Raw genomic sequence first — 17,282 nt, 5'->3', positions numbered from 1 at the left:
TGCCTTTACCCGTGAGACTGTACTGACTTTGAGATCGCGTCAGTGTCGGATGCGGCGCGCAACGGCATGGCAACCATGCTCCGTGCGGCCGTGGCTTGACCCGGTCACAATCTACGGTCAAATCCGCTGACGTCATATGTGGCGGCTGCGGGAAAGAGGTGGCATGCCGACGAACGAAAAGCGCAGGCGGAAAATACTGGTCGTGACCGGCGCCTCGCGCGGAATCGGGCACGCTACCGTGCAGCGTTTTGCGGCGTCGGGCTGGCGCGTCATCAGCTGTTCGCGCCATGCTTTCCCGGAAAAATGCCCTTGGGAGATGGGGCGTGAAAACCATCTGCAGGTTGATCTTGCCGATCCGCAGGATACCGAGCGCGCCATCGAGGATTTGCGCGCGCGCCTTGCAGATGAAGGCGGCTATCTGGATGCGCTGGTCAACAACGCGGGCATCAGCCCCAAGGCACCGGGTGGCCAGCGTCTGGGGGCACGGGACACCTCAAACGAGATCTGGCGTGAGGTGTTTCAGGTGAATTTCTTCGCGCCGATCATGCTGGCGCGTGGGCTTTTCGGCGAACTGGCGAAAGCAGGCGGAGCAGTGGTGAATGTCACCTCGATTGCCGGCACGCGCGTGCATCCGTTTGCCGGATCGGCCTATGCAACATCAAAGGCGGCGCTGGCAGCGCTGACGCGCGAGATGGCGGCCGATTTCGGTCGCGAGGGTGTTCGCGTCAATTCCATCTCTCCGGGCGAGATTGACACCGCCATTCTTTCGCCGGGCACGGGCAAGATCGTGGAGGAGCAAATTCCGATGCATCGGCTCGGTTCGCCGGAGGAAGTGGCGCGCGCGATTTATTTCCTGTGCAGTGAACAGTCGAGCTATGTCCACGGGGCGGAGCTGCACATCAACGGCGGCCAGCACGTTTGAGGTGCCGCGCGTGGAAGTCCACTTTGCTGTGGGCGCATCGCTGCATCCTGGCTGATTCTCGACTAAAGTGGCCTGCCTTGCACTCTGGGGAAACGCCGACGCCGAAGTGCGTTAGCAACTAACTGATGGCTGACCTCGCATGACCTCCGCCGCGCCTGCACCTCTTTCAGCCGCTGAAGCATCACGCCCGGCAGTGGCCACCGCGTTTTGCCCACGGTGCCGCGCATGAGATCGTCGCCCTCCGCGCCTTCCTTCTTCGGTCGCTGGACCAGCCGCATCGCGGTGTTCTCGGCCGTATTGCTGTTCACGGCTGCATTCCTGCACCGCATTTTTTCACTGCCCACGCCCATCGCCTTCAATCTTGCGGCGGTTGCGTTTCTCGGCGCCGGACTGGCGATCGCTTTTGCGGTGCTGGCAATCATCGGCATCTGGCGCACCGGACGCGCGGGAACGTCGCGCGCCGTGTTCGCCATTCTTGTCAGCCTGGCCCTGATGCTTTGGCCGCTAATCTTTCTGCCGAAATATGATGGCCTGCCGAGCATCTACGACGTAACGACCGACACCGTTGATCCGCCGCCGTTCATTGAGATCGCCAAGTTGCGCGCACCCGATGCAAACTCTGTAGCGTACGTGGGCGAATCCTTCGCGCGCAAGCAGGCTGCGACCTATCCGGACATTCGGCCGATTGAAATCGACAGGCCTGCCGACGAAGTTTTCGAGCTTGTTATTGCAGCCTTGCGGCGGCTGAAGCTGCCGATCATCCATCAGCAGCCGCCTGATGACTCCGTTGAGCGCCCAGGCTTCATTGAAGTGGCGGATCGCACGTTAATTCTGGGGCTGCAAGAAGACATCGCCATCCGAGTCTCAGGCACGGAAAAGCACGCCCGCGTTGATGTCCGCTCAGCCTGGCGTTACGGCAAGCACGATCTCGGTTTTAACGCCGCGCGGGTTCGCGTGCTGCTGAAGGAAATCGTTGTGGCAATGGAATCGTCCGTTCCGGCCGGACGCGAAGAGAAGGCCGAAGAACCTAAAGAGGACGAACCTCGCAATCGGCGATCGAAGAACCGTCGCTGACGGTGATGAGTTCGCGCTCGGCCAGATGATCGATGTGCGCGCGCAGCGACATCATCGCCGCGCCCATCACCGCTGGATCGAGATCGCGATAGATGATCGGCAGCAGTGCGCGCGCGCTTGATGCGCCTTTCCGGATAGCTTCGAGAATAGCCTGCTCGCGCCACTTGCGATGCAGCAGATAGGCTTTCACCGCGCGCTTGGGCTCCTCGATGCGCCCACCATGGCCGGGTAAAAGCAGTGCATCGTCGCGTGCCAGCAGCCGCTCCAGAGAACGCAGATAATCGGACATGCGCCCTTCGGGCGGAGCGATAACCGAAGTGTTCCACGCCATTACGTGGTCGCCGGAAAAAACGATCGGCTGATTTTCCATCGCAAGGCAGAGGTGGTCCGGCGCATGGCCCGGCGTATGCAGCGCAGTTAATGCCCAGTCTTCGCCAGCGATGCGGTCGTTATCGGCAACGTGCACATCCGCCACGAAATCGTGTCCGACAAACTCCGCATGGGGATCGCCACCTTGCTCGGGTGTCAGGTTCGCGCGCCGAAATGCAAACGTGCGTGCGCCGGTTGCCGCCACGAGGGCGTCGATACCGTCGGTGTGGTCGCGGTGGGCGTGGGTTATTATGATGTGTGTGATCGGGCGACCATTCGCTGCCGCAAGGATCGCATCACGATGCACCGCGCTTTCCGGACCTGGATCAATGACGGCGAGGCTGCGGGTTCCGACCAGATAGGTATTGGTGCCCTTGAACGTCAGCGGTCCGGCATTGGGCGCCACAAGCCGCGCGATCCCATCCGCCATAACGGTGGGGACGCCGTAGCTGAAGTGCATGTCGGTTTTGAAGTTCAGGGCCATACAACGAACCGGTCTTGCTGGAAACGGGCCGCCGGGCAATGCCTGTGCGGCGAGCGGGAGTGTAGCCCGCAGCGAGGCCGAGGTCATGACAGATGGGAAGCGGTTTGCCCAGCGGCTGAGGCGCGCACGGTTGCAAGTGCCGCGCCTTTCGCATGCCTTGGCTGGCCGCGCGCCGGCAATTGCAGCGGCACGGGGCTCCTTCTGGGAACTGGACGCGGCGGGGAATATGCGGCGCGAGGATGGTGCTCCGGATTTTCATCCGGAGCACCGCAGTTGCGTCAGGCGTGCTCGACAGCAGCGATGCCGCCGAACTTGCCGTTCTGGAAATCAAGCATCGCCTGCTTGATCTCGCCCACGGTGTTCATCACGAACGGACCCTGGGCGACGACGGGCTCGTTGATGGGCTCGCCGCTCAGCACCAGCAGCTTGGCATCGCCATTGGCTTCGATGGTGATGCTGCCGCCTTCCGAAGCGAACACGACGGTCTGCGCGTCGCGTACAACTTCTTCACCGTTGATCTCGACGGTGCCCGAAAGCACGACCACCGTCAGAGTGTGGCCTTCCGGCAGATCGAGTGTCGCTGTCTTGTTCCTGTTCAGACGCACGTCCCAGATGTTGATGGGCGTAAACGTCCGCGCAGGACCGTTGGCAGCGTCAATGTTGCCGGCGATGACGCGAACCCGCCCCGTACCGTTGGGCAGTTCCACGACCGGGATGTCGGACGCGAGCAGCGTCTGATAGCCGGGGGCCGCGGACTTATCCTTCGCGGGCAGGTTCACCCAGAGCTGCGCCATCTCGAATGCGCCGCCCTTGCGGGCAAATGCATCGGAATGGAATTCCTCGTGGACGATGCCGTTGGCGGCCGTCATCCACTGCACGTCCCCCGGTCCGATGACGCCGCCGGCACCGGTTGAATCGCGGTGCTCAACTTCGCCGTCGTACACGATGGTCACCGTCTCGAACCCCTTGTGCGGATGGGCGCCGACGCCGCGGCGCTGCGTGGTGGGGCTGAAAACGGCCGGGCCGGCGTAATCCATCATGATGAACGGGCTGACGTGCTGGCCCTGATCGCGGTGGGAGACCACGGTGCGGACCGGAAAGCCGTCGCCGACCCAGTGCTGACGCGGGGCGCTGTAGATGCCGAGAATCTTTCTCATGGCATTTCTCCTGCTGGTGATTGGTGGGGGATGCCAGTGGGCATCTCCGTTGGCTCAATACCTATTGCCGGGACGAAATGTTCGTTAGTAGCCATATATTGACTACACCGTCCCAAATATAGGACGATTGGGCATGAAGCAGGATCTCAACGACCTCTACTATTTCGCGTCGGTGGTGGAGCATGGTGGGTTTGCCGCCGCCAGCCGGGCGCTGGGTATCCCTAAGTCGAAGTTGAGCCGCCGGGTCCAGGAGCTGGAGGAGCGGCTCGGCGTGCGCCTGTTGCAGCGCTCAACGCGCAAGCTCGCGGTCACGGAGCTGGGGCAGGCGTATTACCGGCACTGCGTGGCGATGCTGGTCGAGGCTGAGGCGGCGCAGGACGTGATCGACCGGTCGCGCTCCGAACCGCAGGGTGTCATCCGGGTCAGCGCGCCGCCGGCGTTGGTCTGTTTTGAAGTGGGCGCGATGATCGCGCGTTACATGGCGAAGTTTCCGCGCGTTTACGTCGATCTGGTTTCGACGTCCCGCCGTGTTGATGTGATCGGCGAGGGCTTTGATGTTGCGTTGCGTGTGCGCTTCCCGCCACTGGAGCAGAGCGACCTCGTGATGCGCACGCTGAGCGAAAGTCCGCAGCGCATGGTTGCCAGCCCGGAGCTCATCAAGGGAATGGCGTTGCCGCTGGTGCCGGCCGATCTTGCGGCGCTGCCCAGTCTCGATCTGGCGCCAGCAGTAGCCAAGCACGTCTGGGAGCTGGTGGGGCCGGATGGCGCGGCGGTGCGGATCACGCATCAGCCTCGGCTGATCACCGACGACATGGCGCAACTGCTGGCGGCGGCCATTGCCGGAGTGGGCGTCGTGAAGCTGCCATCGATGGTGGCCGATGAGCACATAGCGTCCGGTGCGCTGGTCAACGTCACGCCGGGCTGGACACCGCCCGGTGGCATAGTGCACGCGGTGTTTCCGTCCCGTCGCGGGCTGCTGCCGTCTGTACGCGGATTTATCGATTTTCTTGCCGCAGAGTACAGCGCGCTTAACCTGATCGACGCTTCGCGTCATCAGTAGGTCGCCCGTTTTTCTGCGCGCTGAGAACGGATCGTTTATGCACTTTAGCTGTGTGCGGCGTTTTAAGGGACTACCTCGCGCGCAAATGCGTCCTACATGGTGTGCACACCACGCGCGCTCACAAGTGACGCGCGAACCGGCTGGCACAGGAATGGACGCAGAATGACGACGAGCCACAGAGCCGATTTATCGGCTGCCGATATTGCGCGTTTCGGCGCTGAGCCTGCTACGTCGTTCGCTGCCAATCTGCAGACAGTAAGATCCCGCATCGCCGCAGCGTGTCTTCGCAGCGGGCGGTCGCCGGATGATGTGCGGTTGCTGCCGGTAACCAAGACTGTGCCGGCGCCGGTTCTGCGCTACGCCTTCGCAGCGGGAATCCGCGATTTCGGTGAAAACAAATTGCAGGAGGCGCGCGATAAAAACGCAGCTCTTGCCGATCTCGATATCCGCTGGAGCATCATCGGGCATCTTCAGACCAACAAGGTGAAGTATCTGGTGCGCTTCGCATCGGAATTCCATGCGCTCGATAGCTTCCGGCTGGCGGAGGAACTGAACCGACGTCTTGAAGCGCAGGAGCGCGATCTTGATGTGTTCGTGCAGGTCAACACATCGGGCGAGCCGAGCAAGTATGGGTTGCAACCGGCGGACGTCATTCCGTTCGTCGAACGCCTGGCCGAATTTCCCCGCCTGAAACCGCAGGGACTGATGACGCTCGCGATATTCAGTGCCGATGTCGAGCGCGTTCGGACTTGCTTCCGATTGCTGCGTGACCTGCGGGATCGCGCTGTGGCGGTTCACCCGGCATTGACTCAGCTCTCGATGGGCATGTCCGGCGACTTCGAGATCGCGATCGAGGAAGGTGCGAATGTCGTGCGCGTCGGTCAGGCCATTTTCGGAGCACGACCGACGAGCGATGCACACTATTGGCCCGGACTGATCGCACCCGAACCCGACCAGCAGTAGACAATAGAGCGGTGCGCAGAGCGCACGCTGTAGTTGCCTCTTGTCAGCTGGTGGTTCAGAAGGGCCTGGTGGCGCCAAACTTCCGCAGTGGCTCGGATACCGATATGTGGGGTGGCGACATCACCAACCTGTCGAAGTTCGATTTCGACTTCGGCAAGGTCGACGTAGCCAATGGCGTCTCATATCGCGCTGAAGACACGCGCGGCAGCCGCAACAGCGAAGCGCTTGATATTGTCGGGGCGCGCGATGCCGTACGCCATGAGGTCGCTGACTTTACCAAGGTGGCCTACACGCCGCTGGACTGGTTCACCCTCGGTTCAAGAGTAAAAACGCCGCGATGGCTCTTTCGAGGTCATCGCGGCGGTGGCGTTGAAATGCCCAACAAGCTATGCGCGACGTCAGTTTTGGTCGCGTGAGTTTGGTCCGCCAGGATTTACGATGTGAGTTCGTTGTCAGCCGATGCGGTTCTGTTGTCGTCGAGCGCTACCAGACGCAGTGTGAATTGCGCGCCGCCACCGTTGCGGCTGTCAACAGTTACCGAGCCTTGATGAATCTCGGCAATGCGTTTGACGATGGACAGGCCCAGTCCAGCGCCGCCGGTTCGATAGGGATCGCGGACGCCAAAGCGCTGAAAGATTGTATCGCGCTGGGAGACCGGTACCCCATCACCTCGATCAAGTACGGTGACCGTAGCGTCCGAGCCGACAATCAGTTCAACGGTAGAGCCGGCCGGCGTATGCCTAAGTGCGTTTTCAGAAAGGTTGCGCACGGCGCGGCGCAGAAGTTCTGCGTTGCCGCGAACCCATACCGGCGCGCCGGAAGCTTCGAGAGCAACGCTTTTGTCCTGCGCCAGCGCCAGCGGGGCAATGTGGGCAGCAACGTCGGCGCACACCTCATAAAGATCGGCGCGGTCGCTGGCATGCACAAGAATGTTGTCGGATTCGGCAAGATCGAGCAGCTGCCCGATCACGCGGCTCATGACATCGACATCGCGGAACAGTTCATCAGTCGGCAGCAGGTCGGCGCGGGTTTCAAGGCGCGCGCGCAACACGGCCAGTGGTGTGCGCAACTCGTGGGCGGTATCGGCAATGAACTCGCGCTGATGCGCAAAGCCCTTCTCGATCCGATCAAGCGCCTGATTGATGCTGGTGACCAGCGGCAGAATTTCGTTTGGAACATCGTGGACCGGCAGTCGAACTTCCAGCCGGTTGGGCGAAATGCGCGCGGCCTTGGTTGAGACACGCAGCAAGGGCTGCATCGAGTTTCGAACGATGAGAATATCGGCGGTCGCCAACAGCAACAGTACTGGAATGGCGGTCCATCCAACACGCTGCAGAAACTCCGCTACCACGTCATCCAGCACCACATCCCGGTGGTGAAGATCCTCACCAACCTGAACCCACAGACTTTCGTCGCCAATGTTTTTGAGGATGCTGACGCCGGCAATTTCCTTGTCACCTATCTTCGCGACCTGATAGCCGCTGGGAATGGTGTCGGATGAAACGAAAAGCCCTTGTGCGTAGGGTGTGGGAGACAGCAGCGGCGCGCCCTGTTCATCCAACACTGCGTAGGCATAACGCCCATAGTCGTCGGAGAATATCGCTTTGAGGTTACGAGGCAATTCGAGGTCTAGTTTGCCGTCGGAATTACGGCGCAGGTTGGAGGCCAGCCATTCGGCCTGATCGCGCATCGCCTGTTCATGAATCGTATGCACGGCCACGTTCATGAAATAAAACAGCACCAGCGGAATGATGGTGGCCGTTATAAGGATAGTGATGACATGCAGGGAAGTCATCCGTGCCGTGAGCGAACGGAAAGTCGGCACTAATCGGTTTCCTTCATCACATAGCCAACGCCGCGCATGGTTGCGATTTTTACGCTCGCGCCAGCTGCCGCAAGCTGTTTGCGCAATCGGTGCACGTAAACCTCGGCGGCATTTGAAGTCACTTCACCCAAACCAAAGAGATGGTCTTCCACGGCCTTCCTGGAGACGACATTGCCCTTGCGCCGCATGAGAAGCTCAAGCACCGTGGTCTCCCGCACGGAGAGAAGCACCGGGTGACCGTCAACGATTGCCTGTCGTGATTGCGTATCAAAGGTCAGGTCGCCAAGCTGGAGTTGCGCGCCAAGCAGATTACCTGGCCGACGCAGTAAGGCTTCAATGCGCGCGATCAGTTCGGCGAATGCGAACGGCTTGACCAGGTAATCGTCAGCGCCTGCGCGCAGCCCCGCCACCCTGTCATCGACGCCATCACGCGCGGTAAGGATGAGCACAGGCGTCGGATTGCCGGCCTGCCGCAATGTGGCGAGAACGCTCGAACCATCTTGATCGGGCAGACCGAGATCCAGAATGATGGCCGCGTAACGGTTGGCTGTCGCAGCCGCCAGTGCCTGGTCGGCGCGGGTGACGGAATCGGTGGCAAACCCGGCTGCGCGCAGACCGCTGGAAATGAGCTCGGAGAGTTGCTCGTTATCTTCGACGATCAGTAGCCGCATCGCATCTGGATATCCTGTATCGGGGCCGGTTAAAGCGCGCCGGGAAACAAAACACAACCGAAGGCCGCTGTAATTTTCGCGTAAGGGTTTTGGCCCCCGGCGCGCATGGTGGCGCTTTGGCCGCTGCTGGCGCGAGGTTTTGCGCGTTGTAAGTATTTTGTCAGGTCCACGTCTGATCGTGTGCCCGTCGCCGATAGTTGGTCGGGAGGGGGGACGTGATGAATTTGATGCGGATGTGCGCCATTGCACTGGTGGGAACCGCCGCGTGCGGCTTGCTCGCGGGGTGCACTGAAGCTGATAGCAGAACTGCGCCCAATACCTCCGAACGGCCTCCGGTGCTGCAGACCCGTGACGCGCTGACGATCGAATCCGTCGCGGCACGCGCTGGAGAGTTGGGTGACTCTATTCCTGCGCGCGTTGCGTTCCGGCCGCAGGCGCTGGCTTCGGTGAGTGTCCCCGTGCAGGCGCGGGTCGTCACTGTGCACGTCAGTCCCGGTGATGTGGTGTCGGAAGATGCACCGCTGATGACACTCAAAGGCGCAGAAGTTGCCGCGACGCGAGCAGCGCTTGCGCAGGCTGCCGCCCGGTCGGCTGCGGCTGACGATATGCTGGCCCGGCAAACCGAGATGCTGAAGCGGGGAGTAGGGCTTGAGGTCGAAAGGTTTGGCGCCGAGATCGCTGCGCGTGAGGCGGTAGCAGAACTCGACCGGGCGCAAAGGGCTGCCGATCAGCTTGGGGATGGCCCGAACGATCAGTTTACGCTGCGGGCGCCAACCAGCGGTGTGGTGACCGAGGTGCGCGCAAGAATCGGCGCTATGGCCTCGCCGGATGGCGAAGCGCTGGTTGATATCGGCAACCCTGACAAGCTGTTTGTCATCGCGGATGTGGCAGAGCACGAGCTGGCGGCCATAACGGTGGGCCAGCCGGCGAAAGTCGCAATACGATCCATCGGCGCCACATACGACGCGGTCGTCGAGCGGATCGGGCGCACGGTCGACGCGGATCAGCGTCGTGTGCCGGTTTATATCGGTCTTAATGGCACAACCAAGCCTTTGTCGCCGGGCATGCTTGTGGATGTGCGTTTGCAAACCGACGCAACTGCGCACCTTTCGCTTCCGGTGGAGGCGGTGCTTATCAAGGACGGTGATCGATACATCGTTTATGTCGAAAACGAAAGCGGTGTGCTTCAGCCCAGATCGATAACCATAGGGGCTTCGCGCAATGGTCGCGTGGCTGTCACCGATGGTCTGCGCTCCGGCGAAAAGGTTGTCGTCAAAGGCGCTCTGCTGCTTGATAGCAGCTCTGAGCAGCTGCTCTGACGTTCTGCCATGTTTGAACGTATCATTGATCAGTGCGTAAAGGGTCGCGTTACGATTGTGATCCTGGCGGCACTCGTTGCGTTGTTCGGCATTCATGCCTATCGCAACACGTCGATTGAAGCATATCCCGACGTCACCAACGCGCAGGTGCAGGTCATCACCCAGATGCCTGGCTATGCGGCCGAGGAGATCGAGCGGCAGGTAACGGTGCCATTGGAGCGGGCCCTCAACGGCACGCCTGGCATGACGTTGATGCGCAGTGAGAACCTGTTCGGGTTGTCGATTGTGACATTGGTTTTTGAGGACGGCGCCGATCCGTTTCTCAGTCGCATTATTGTGGCGCAGCGCATGTCGGGGGCTGATTTGCCCGACGGCATCACGCCGGCACTGGCGCCGGATGCGACCCCGCTCGGCAAGATTTATCGCTTCCGATTGCTTAGCCCCGTGCACGATCTTTACCAGCTCCGTTCGGAGATGGAGTGGACCGTGACGCGTGTGCTGCGGCAGGTACACGGCGTTGCCGACGTCGTGCCGTTCGGTGGATTCCTGAAAGAGATCCACGTTGAAGCCGATCCCGCCAAGCTGTACGCGGCCGGTCTTTCCGTCAGCGATCTTGAGGATGCGATCAGCAAGGCGAACATCAATGTCGGTGGTGGCTTTCTGCAGCAGGGCGATCAGGATCTTACGATACGCGGGCTTGGCAACCTGAAGACTGCGGAGGATCTGAAGAACGTTCCGCTGCGTGCGAAGGACAACACTGCGCTTACGCTGGGTGATGTTGCCATTATCAAGCAGGCGGCCGCGCCGCGCCGTGGATCAGTGGCGTGGAATGACCAGCAGGAGGTTGTCGAAGGCCTGGTGTTGATGCGCCGTGGTGAAAACCCGTCGGTTGTGCTGGAAGGCATCCACAAACAGGTCGAAGCCCTCAATGCAAGCATTCTGCCGCGCGGCATGTATGTCGACGTTGCGCTCGACCGCAGCGTCCTGGTCGATCACACACTGTCGACGGTACATGACAACCTGCTGCATGGGTTCTTTCTTATTGCCGGCGTGGTGTGGCTGTTTCTGCGCAGCGTAAAGGGCGCCGCAATTGTTTCGGTGGTGATCCCGCTGTCGCTGCTGGTGGCGTTTATCGGCCTTTCCGCGGCGGGTATGCCAGCCAACCTGATATCCATGGGCGCGATTGATTTCGGCATTCTCGTCGATGGCGCTGTGGTGCTGGTCGAGAATGTCATGCATGCGATCCATAAGCATCGGCCACAGAAGCGGCGCGACATTCTGCAGTTGATCGTGAAAAGCGCCGTCGAGGTCGGGCAGCCAACATTCTACGCAATGCTGATTATTATCGCTGCATTGCTGCCGATCTTCACGCTGGAATCGGTTGAGGGCCGTCTGTTTCGGCCGCTGGCACAAACATATGCATTCGCATTGACCGGCGCGCTGGTGTTTTCGCTGACGCTGGTGCCAGCGCTATGCGCCTTCGCGTTCCGTTCTTCGGCTGGCATTCCGCAAGAACCGGGGTGGATGGTTCGGCTGCGCAACGGCTATCGCGCTGCCTTAGCCGGACTGCTGAAAAGCCGCGCCGTTGTTGCCGTGTTCGCGCTGGCGTTGCTTGTCGCTGGCGGCCTCGCTGCGCAGCGGCTGGGCACGGAATTCCTACCGGAACTCGACGAGGGCGATATCGGCATCTTCATTGAGATGCCCGCCAGCATATCGATGAGCAAAAGCCAGTCGATTCTGGCCGACATCCATCAGCGCGTCACGGCTGTTCCCGAGGTTCACGACATCCACAGCGAGCACGGGCGCCCTGAAGACGGCACCGACAACGAAAGCGTCAACATGGTGAAATCTGTTGTGCGTTTGAAGCCGGAATCCGAATGGCGTTCGGGCATGGTGAAGCCGCAGGTCATTGCGGAATTGCGCTCTGCTCTGGCGCCGGTTCTTGGGGTGCGTTTCAATTTTACGCAGCCGATCAAGGACAGCGTGGAAGAGGCAGTCGCCGGTGTGCGCGGTAAAGTGGTTCTGAAACTGTTCGGCGAAAATCTGCAGTTAATGCGCAGCACATTGCTGGAAGCACGGGCGGCGATCGAGGATGTGCCCGGGGTCACCGAGCTTGATCTGTATCGTGACGCATTCATTCCGCAACTGCAGATAACGCTGGATCGGCAAGCGCTGGCGCGCGCCGGTGTGGCAATGGAAGATGCAACTCGAACCATCGAGACAGCGCTTGCCGGCCGCGTCGCGACGCAACTTTGGGAGGGGGAGCGGCCGGTGCCGGTACGGTTGATTTTCCCGAACTCAAACCGCAGCGACGTAGAGAAGATTTCTGGCCTCGCCATTACAACACCGCAGGGCGGGCGCGTGCCGTTGCGCGAACTTGCTGACATTACGGTCGCCAACGGTGCGGCCTCCATCGTTCGCGAGGGCAACGTTCGCTTTCTGGCGCTGAAGTTCAACGTCGAAGGCCGCGACATGGGCTCGGTGGTCAAGGATGCGATGGCAAAGGTCGCGACAAACGTCACGGCGCCGAGCGGACATTACTTCGTATGGGGTGGTGAGTTTGAAAACCAGACGCGCGCGACCGAGCGGTTGAAGACGGTCGTGCCCATCGCGCTGCTGCTGGTGTTTGGTCTGCTGTACGCGGCCATGCGCAGCTGGCTGTGTGCAACAGTTGTCATTGTGATGATGCCGTTTGCGATGACGGGCGGTGTGTTCCTGTTGCTGCTTACAGGGGTGAACCTGTCGGTCAGCGCTGCGGTTGGGTTCATCGCGCTGCTGGGCCAGGTTTCGCTGATGGGCGTGCTCGTGCTGTCGGCGATAGAGGCGCTGCGAGAGGAAGGTCACGACACACGCAGCGCTGTTCTGAATGGCGCGGTCGACCGTATGCGCCAGGTGTTGATGGCATCGGTGCTGGCTCTGCTGGGTCTGCTGCCGATGGCGGTTTCCACCGGCGTTGGCAGCGAGACGCAGCGCCCATTTGCACTTGTTATCGTGGGCGGAATGTTGACGACGCTTCCTGTGTCGCTGTTCGTGCTGCCGGTCCTTTACAGTTTGGTGGCGCGGGAAAAAATCAGAAAAAGCTCGGAGGTGCCGGCATGAGGCTGCTTTCCATCATGGCCGCACTGCTGGCATTCGCAGCTCCGGCCCTGACGCAATCGCTGCCAGAAAAGATCATTTTCGATGACGTGATCGACTTCGCGTTTCAGTCCAATCCGCGCACGGAGCTTGACTGGCAGGATGTTGCCGTCGCGCGGGCGGACCGTACTTCAGCGGGCGCGTGGCCTAATCCGACGGTAACGTACGGTGGCGCGTATCAGACGGGGCCACTGACCAACTTCGAAGGCCACAAAGCGCATGAGGTGGGTGTGGAGTTTCCGTTGCTGATCGGCGGTCAGCGCCGCGCGCGCATTGAAGCTGCCGAGCAGGGGCTCCGCGCCACAGAGGCCCGTGTCAAAGCGGCAGCGACCGAGCGGGCTGTAGAGGCGGGCGCCGCTTACATCGAGCTGCTTGTTGCGCAGGAAAAGCTGCGACTGCTTGAGGAACGCCAAAAAGAAATCGTGCGCCTGCGCAAGCTTGTCGAAGGCCGTCGATCGTCTGGCATGGCGAGTGATTACGATCTTGAGCGCATAGAGGTGGAGGGCGCAATCTGGCTTTCTGACGTGGGCGAGGCGAAGGCAGACCTTGCGGGTAAGCGGGCTCGGCTTGCGGCGATATTCGGCGTCGAGAACTGGAGACCGCGCGGAGCGGGAAAGTTGCGCCCCTGGCGCCTCAGCGCGTTGAGTGGATATGACGATTATATCGTCGAGCATCCGACCGTAACGGCCGCCCGCCGCGACGTTAGTCATGCGCAGGCTTCGCTGGAGACAGCGCGCCGGGAACGGTTTCCGGAGGTGTCTGTGAACACCGGGCGGTTCTGGACTGAAAGCCCCTATGGTTCCACCACGAATATCGGTGTTTCGCTTGAAATACCAATTTTTGATCGCCGCGAAGGAGCGGTTGAAAAGGCAGAAGCCGAAGTGCGCACGGCGTATCTGAAGCTGCGCGTTGCCAACGCCGAGGTGCATGCGGATCTGGTCAAGTATGCTTCGCAGGTCCGCGAACGAGGTGCAGCTTTTGAAAACTTCCGCGCGAATGTGAATCCGCGTCTGGCCAAGCTGAAGCGCATGTCGGAGGATGCTTACAAGCTCTCAGGCGGCACCATCGCCGATTTGCTGGATGCCACCCGCACCCGGGTGGAAAGCACGGTAAGCGGCGTTGAGCTGACGGGTAGCCTTATGGAGGCGCAGTTGCGGTTTCAAGCTGCGCGGGGCGACATTGCAGCGCTTTTGACGGAGCCGTGACGTGGTGCGTCAGGTAAGCTGTGATCAAGACAAGATGCAATAGAAACGACGCGCATCGGCCTCTTGTCTGCAAGGTGCGCGCCGAACCGGCGGCACCTGGCTCGCTGTGCTGGTTTCGATGCTATGTCGCGAAAGGCATCCGTAATGCGCGTTCTGGTGGTTGAGGACAACAGCGAACTGGCGGGTCTCCTCGCCTCCGGCTTGCGGCAAGCGGGGTATGAGGCTGACATTCTCGGGTCGATTGCTGAGACAGAGCTGGCGCTTGAAACCGTCGACTATGCGGCGTTGATACTTGATCTCGGATTGCCCGATGGCAATGGCGTAGATCTGCTGAAGGCGCTGCGGATGTCGCACAACGCGCTTCCCGTACTGGTGCTGACAGCTCGAAGCGGCGTTGAGGACAAGGTCAAAGGTTTCAAGAGCGGCGCTGATGATTACCTGACCAAACCATTTGCATTCCATGAACTCGTCGCACGTCTTGAAGCACTGTTGCGGCGTCCGGGAGAGCTGCATCGGCGTGCGCTCAAGCTGGGAAATGTAGAATACAACGCCGAGACGCGCGAGCTGGCCGTAGCCGGCGAAAATAGAGGCATTGCCGGGCGCGAAAGCGTTGTGCTGGAGCTGTTGTTGCGGCGTGCCGGCAGCGTGGTATCCAAGCAGCTCATTGAAGACGAGATCTATGCACTCGCCGGAGCTGTCGGCTCAAACGCCGTTGAGGTTTACGTCCATCGGTTGCGTAAAACGCTCGCCGATGCGGGTGCTGACGTTTCAATAAAAACCGTGCGCGGACTGGGTTATCTGATTGGTCAGTGGGACAAGCGTTCTTGAAATGGTCAGAGCATGTGCTGGCGCCATTCATCAGGAAACCCGCCATCGAGTAGCCGCTCGCAGCAGTGCGTGCAGACCTAATCATTTAGACGACGTTGTTTAGCGATATGATGTTCATCCGTCAGTGTGCCGCGCTTAATCTGCGACGGTAATGAGCACATCTAGGCCCGTCCCCGCGAGCAGCAATGGCTGCGCGATGCGAATCACCGATGCTGGTCTGTGTTCAGATCAGTTGGAGCTCGCTCCATGTCGCGCGATGACGTTCGCTTTTCGAGTCATCTTCATACCGTGCCCAGCTAGCGCGTCAGGCCTGCGTTGCCGCGATTCGCTGCGCTACGCTTCAAATTTTCAGCGGCATCGCCGCAACCAGTTTTTCGAGAGGGACGGTCATGACGTTGTCATGCCATGCGCATCGCTGCGCGTTTTCAATCATCGCGATGATTGCTGTGATGCAGACATGAGGTGTTCAGGCGCAGCAAGTCGAAGCTGGAGCAGGGCAGAATCTGACCGCCAGCGGCATCTTGAGAACGACCGGGGATCGATTCGCGAACAGCACGATGTGGGCGCACGACGGCGGCACGATCGTAACCACAGGACCGGTCACAGCAACAACAAGTGGCGCCTATGCATACGGCGCCTATGCGGCATCCGGTGGTAGCATCACCATTGATCAGGCCGGCTCCACGATCAGCGCTTCACATGACGATGGGTCAGCTGTCGTCGCAACGGGAACGGGCTCACGTATTGAATTGCGCAACGGAATAGGCATCACGGCCGTTAACGGTGCGCCTTTTAGTAGTGGCTATGGATTCCCGGCTACGAATTCAGCATATATATCCGCCGACGGATGTTCTGTGACCAACACCAGAAGCGACGGCGCTAGGGCTGCAGGCAATTCGATCATCGAACTGAGTAACGGAGCAATCACGATCGAAAACGGCAGCGGTAATATCGGACTGGGCGGGGACGGGCAGATCAACGCCAATGCGGTCGTGGTGAATGTCAGCGGACCTGGTGCATATGGCGTTAGCGCCGACGGGATCGTGAATCTCACAAACGGAACGCAAATCATCACTACGGGTGTTGGATTCGGTGTCACCACATTTGGCGGGCAGATCAACGTCGATGCCAGCACAATCAGAACCGCGGCCGGAACTGGTGTGTATTCACAGTTCTCGGGGCAAGTCACGCTGGCGAACGAAAGCCAAGTCATTACAACTGGCGCCAATACATACGGTATCGATACATATGATCGGAATACCATTGAAATTTTAAGCGGATCATCCGTCACAACGACCGGAGCCAACTCGGCGATTGCACGGCTGGGTGAGCGCACAACTATTGCGGTCGTCGACAGCGCCCTCCAAGCATCAGGGGCTGGTTCGGCTGGCATTGTGACCGACGGTAGCATTCTCACCGAGTTCAGCATGACCAACAGCACGTTGCAGACTGCCAGTGGGCCCGCGTTGAGCGTCACTCCCGGTGCACTCAACGCGACCGTCAATAACTCGACCATTACCAGCGGAACTGAGCTATTGAACGTTGGTCCCACCGGCGTCCTGAACATAGATGCGACGAATTCGACGGTCACGGGTGTGGCGACGACGGCCAGTGGCGGCACTGCCGAACTCAATCTGGTGGGCTCGTCGGTGTGGAACATCACGGGCAATTCCAGTCTAACTCATCTGGCAACTCAGATCGGCAGTGTTGCGCAGTTTACCCCGCCCCCATCTGCAGCAGGCCCCTACAAGACTTTGACGGTGACGAACTACTTCGGTCTCCGCGGCACGGTCGGCATCAACACGCATCTTGGCAGCGACGGTTCGCCGTCTGACCGGATGATCATCGATGGTGGCGCGGGCATTGGATCGGCTTTCTATCCGTCAACAACGTCGGCGGCGCCGGTGCACCTACCACAGATGACGGCATCCTCGTGATCGATACCGTCAACGGCGGCACAACGATGCCGGGGCTGTTTGGACTCGCAGCGCCGGTCATTGCAGGCCCGTATGAATACTCGCTCTATAAAGGCGGCGAGAACGGTGCCAACCCGCAGAACTGGTATCTGCGCTCTGATCTCGATTGCGAACTCGATCCTAACGTTGCGGAATGCGGTGGCGGCGGCGGTAGTGGCGACGATATCCCCGACTATCGTCCAGAAACCTCGCTCTACGCCGCCGTTCCGGCGATGACGCTGCTGTATGGCCGCCTGATGCTCGATACGCTGCATGAGCGGCGCGGCACTGCCGTCAGCTCATATGCGGAAGGTG

The 17,282-nt window shown here is 60.4% G+C and carries 15 protein-coding genes; 11 read left to right on the top strand and 4 right to left on the bottom strand.

All coding sequences use genetic code 11. The features are described 5' to 3' along the window. The first annotated feature begins 163 nt into the window (after nucleotides 1-163). Both C6Y62_RS00075 and C6Y62_RS00070 read left to right on the top strand, forming a co-directional pair. The gene (locus tag C6Y62_RS00075) at nucleotides 164-922 is read left to right on the top strand and encodes an SDR family NAD(P)-dependent oxidoreductase (RefSeq protein WP_173952311.1); all 759 of its coding nucleotides are present in this window, start codon (nucleotides 164-166) and stop codon (nucleotides 920-922) included. 225 nt (nucleotides 923-1,147) lie between these two features. After that, nucleotides 1,148-1,996, top strand: coding sequence for a DUF1499 domain-containing protein (locus C6Y62_RS00070; RefSeq protein WP_173952310.1), 849 nt, complete (start codon nucleotides 1,148-1,150; stop codon nucleotides 1,994-1,996). Here C6Y62_RS00070 and C6Y62_RS00065 read toward each other — a convergent pair. Together C6Y62_RS00065 and C6Y62_RS00060 are read right to left on the bottom strand one after the other, a co-directional pair. Continuing rightward, nucleotides 1,950-2,849 (bottom strand): MBL fold metallo-hydrolase, encoded by a 900-nt coding sequence (locus C6Y62_RS00065; protein ID WP_173952309.1) that lies wholly within the window; start codon nucleotides 2,847-2,849, stop codon nucleotides 1,950-1,952. The two genes, C6Y62_RS00070 and C6Y62_RS00065, sit on opposite strands and share 47 nt — an antisense overlap. A 278-nt stretch (nucleotides 2,850-3,127) precedes the next feature. Then, nucleotides 3,128-4,006: a pirin family protein gene (locus C6Y62_RS00060; protein WP_068464027.1), complete on the bottom strand. Its 879-nt coding sequence runs from the start codon at nucleotides 4,004-4,006 to the stop codon at nucleotides 3,128-3,130. A 133-nt stretch (nucleotides 4,007-4,139) separates the two neighbouring features. Between C6Y62_RS00060 and C6Y62_RS00055 the strand changes: the two genes are divergently transcribed. The 3 genes from C6Y62_RS00055 (at nucleotide 4,140) to C6Y62_RS00045 (ending at nucleotide 6,445) form a co-directional block, all read left to right on the top strand. Beyond that, nucleotides 4,140-5,066 (top strand): LysR substrate-binding domain-containing protein, encoded by a 927-nt coding sequence (locus tag C6Y62_RS00055; RefSeq protein ID WP_173952308.1) that lies wholly within the window; start codon nucleotides 4,140-4,142, stop codon nucleotides 5,064-5,066. 162 nt (nucleotides 5,067-5,228) lie between these two features. Further along, nucleotides 5,229-6,029: a YggS family pyridoxal phosphate-dependent enzyme gene (locus tag C6Y62_RS00050; RefSeq protein WP_173952307.1), complete on the top strand. Its 801-nt coding sequence runs from the start codon at nucleotides 5,229-5,231 to the stop codon at nucleotides 6,027-6,029. A 68-nt stretch (nucleotides 6,030-6,097) separates the two neighbouring features. Continuing rightward, nucleotides 6,098-6,445 (top strand): hypothetical protein, encoded by a 348-nt coding sequence (locus C6Y62_RS00045; protein ID WP_173952306.1) that lies wholly within the window; start codon nucleotides 6,098-6,100, stop codon nucleotides 6,443-6,445. A gap of 17 nt (nucleotides 6,446-6,462) precedes the next feature. Here the strand turns inward: C6Y62_RS00045 and C6Y62_RS00040 are convergent, their stop codons facing one another. Continuing rightward, a complete protein-coding gene (locus C6Y62_RS00040) occupies nucleotides 6,463-7,854 on the bottom strand; it encodes an ATP-binding protein (protein ID WP_173952305.1) in 1,392 nt (463 codons plus the stop codon). After that, complete coding sequence (locus C6Y62_RS00035) at nucleotides 7,854-8,525, bottom strand: response regulator (RefSeq protein WP_173952304.1); 672 nt, start codon at nucleotides 8,523-8,525, stop codon at nucleotides 7,854-7,856. The genes C6Y62_RS00040 and C6Y62_RS00035 overlap by 1 nt, the downstream gene beginning before the upstream one ends. Nucleotides 8,526-8,743: 218 nt before the next feature. On the opposite strand from C6Y62_RS00035, the gene C6Y62_RS00030 reads away from it, so the two are divergent. From C6Y62_RS00030 to C6Y62_RS16575, 6 genes are all read left to right on the top strand, one after another. Next, the gene (locus C6Y62_RS00030) at nucleotides 8,744-9,844 is read left to right on the top strand and encodes an efflux RND transporter periplasmic adaptor subunit (RefSeq protein ID WP_173952303.1); all 1,101 of its coding nucleotides are present in this window, start codon (nucleotides 8,744-8,746) and stop codon (nucleotides 9,842-9,844) included. A 9-nt stretch (nucleotides 9,845-9,853) separates the two neighbouring features. Further along, nucleotides 9,854-12,943, top strand: a complete 3,090-nt coding sequence (locus C6Y62_RS00025) for an efflux RND transporter permease subunit (RefSeq protein WP_173952302.1) — start codon at nucleotides 9,854-9,856, stop codon at nucleotides 12,941-12,943. Beyond that, a complete protein-coding gene (locus C6Y62_RS00020; protein WP_173952301.1) occupies nucleotides 12,940-14,184 on the top strand; it encodes a TolC family protein in 1,245 nt (414 codons plus the stop codon). The genes C6Y62_RS00025 and C6Y62_RS00020 overlap by 4 nt, the downstream gene beginning before the upstream one ends. Before the next feature lie 144 nt (nucleotides 14,185-14,328). Beyond that, nucleotides 14,329-15,012, top strand: a complete 684-nt coding sequence (locus tag C6Y62_RS00015; RefSeq protein WP_173952300.1) for a response regulator — start codon at nucleotides 14,329-14,331, stop codon at nucleotides 15,010-15,012. Nucleotides 15,013-15,569: 557 nt separating this feature from the next. Continuing rightward, complete coding sequence (locus tag C6Y62_RS16580) at nucleotides 15,570-16,949, top strand: autotransporter outer membrane beta-barrel domain-containing protein (protein ID WP_173952299.1); 1,380 nt, start codon at nucleotides 15,570-15,572, stop codon at nucleotides 16,947-16,949. Next, on the top strand, nucleotides 16,946-17,282 hold a 337-nt coding region (locus C6Y62_RS16575; protein WP_338074319.1), incomplete at its 3' end, for an autotransporter outer membrane beta-barrel domain-containing protein. The genes C6Y62_RS16580 and C6Y62_RS16575, both read left to right, overlap by 4 nt.

It is taken from the genome of Hyphomicrobium sulfonivorans (genome assembly GCF_013306565.1).
GTDB classification, from domain to species: Bacteria; Pseudomonadota; Alphaproteobacteria; order Rhizobiales; family Hyphomicrobiaceae; genus Hyphomicrobium_A; species Hyphomicrobium_A sulfonivorans.
The sequence above is the reverse complement of the archived record's forward strand: the minus strand, read 5'-3'. Positions and strand labels throughout refer to the sequence as shown.

Bases quoted from the DNA above. Each gene is read 5' to 3' on its own strand.
- C6Y62_RS00075 (WP_173952311.1), top strand. From the start codon at position 164: ATGCCGACGAACGAAAAGCGCAGGCGGAAAATACTGGTCGTGACCGGC.
- C6Y62_RS00060 (WP_068464027.1), bottom strand. From the start codon at position 4,006: ATGAGAAAGATTCTCGGCATCTACAGCGCCCCGCGTCAGCACTGGGTC.
- C6Y62_RS00035 (WP_173952304.1), bottom strand. From the start codon at position 8,525: ATGCGGCTACTGATCGTCGAAGATAACGAGCAACTCTCCGAGCTCATT.
- C6Y62_RS00015 (WP_173952300.1), top strand. From the start codon at position 14,329: ATGCGCGTTCTGGTGGTTGAGGACAACAGCGAACTGGCGGGTCTCCTC.
- C6Y62_RS00030 (WP_173952303.1), top strand. From the start codon at position 8,744: ATGAATTTGATGCGGATGTGCGCCATTGCACTGGTGGGAACCGCCGCG.
- C6Y62_RS00025 (WP_173952302.1), top strand. From the start codon at position 9,854: ATGTTTGAACGTATCATTGATCAGTGCGTAAAGGGTCGCGTTACGATT.
- C6Y62_RS00020 (WP_173952301.1), top strand. From the start codon at position 12,940: ATGAGGCTGCTTTCCATCATGGCCGCACTGCTGGCATTCGCAGCTCCG.
- C6Y62_RS00065 (WP_173952309.1), bottom strand. From the start codon at position 2,849: ATGGCCCTGAACTTCAAAACCGACATGCACTTCAGCTACGGCGTCCCC.
- C6Y62_RS16580 (WP_173952299.1), top strand. From the start codon at position 15,570: ATGTGGGCGCACGACGGCGGCACGATCGTAACCACAGGACCGGTCACA.
- C6Y62_RS00055 (WP_173952308.1), top strand. From the start codon at position 4,140: ATGAAGCAGGATCTCAACGACCTCTACTATTTCGCGTCGGTGGTGGAG.
- C6Y62_RS00070 (WP_173952310.1), top strand. From the start codon at position 1,148: ATGAGATCGTCGCCCTCCGCGCCTTCCTTCTTCGGTCGCTGGACCAGC.
- C6Y62_RS00050 (WP_173952307.1), top strand. From the start codon at position 5,229: ATGACGACGAGCCACAGAGCCGATTTATCGGCTGCCGATATTGCGCGT.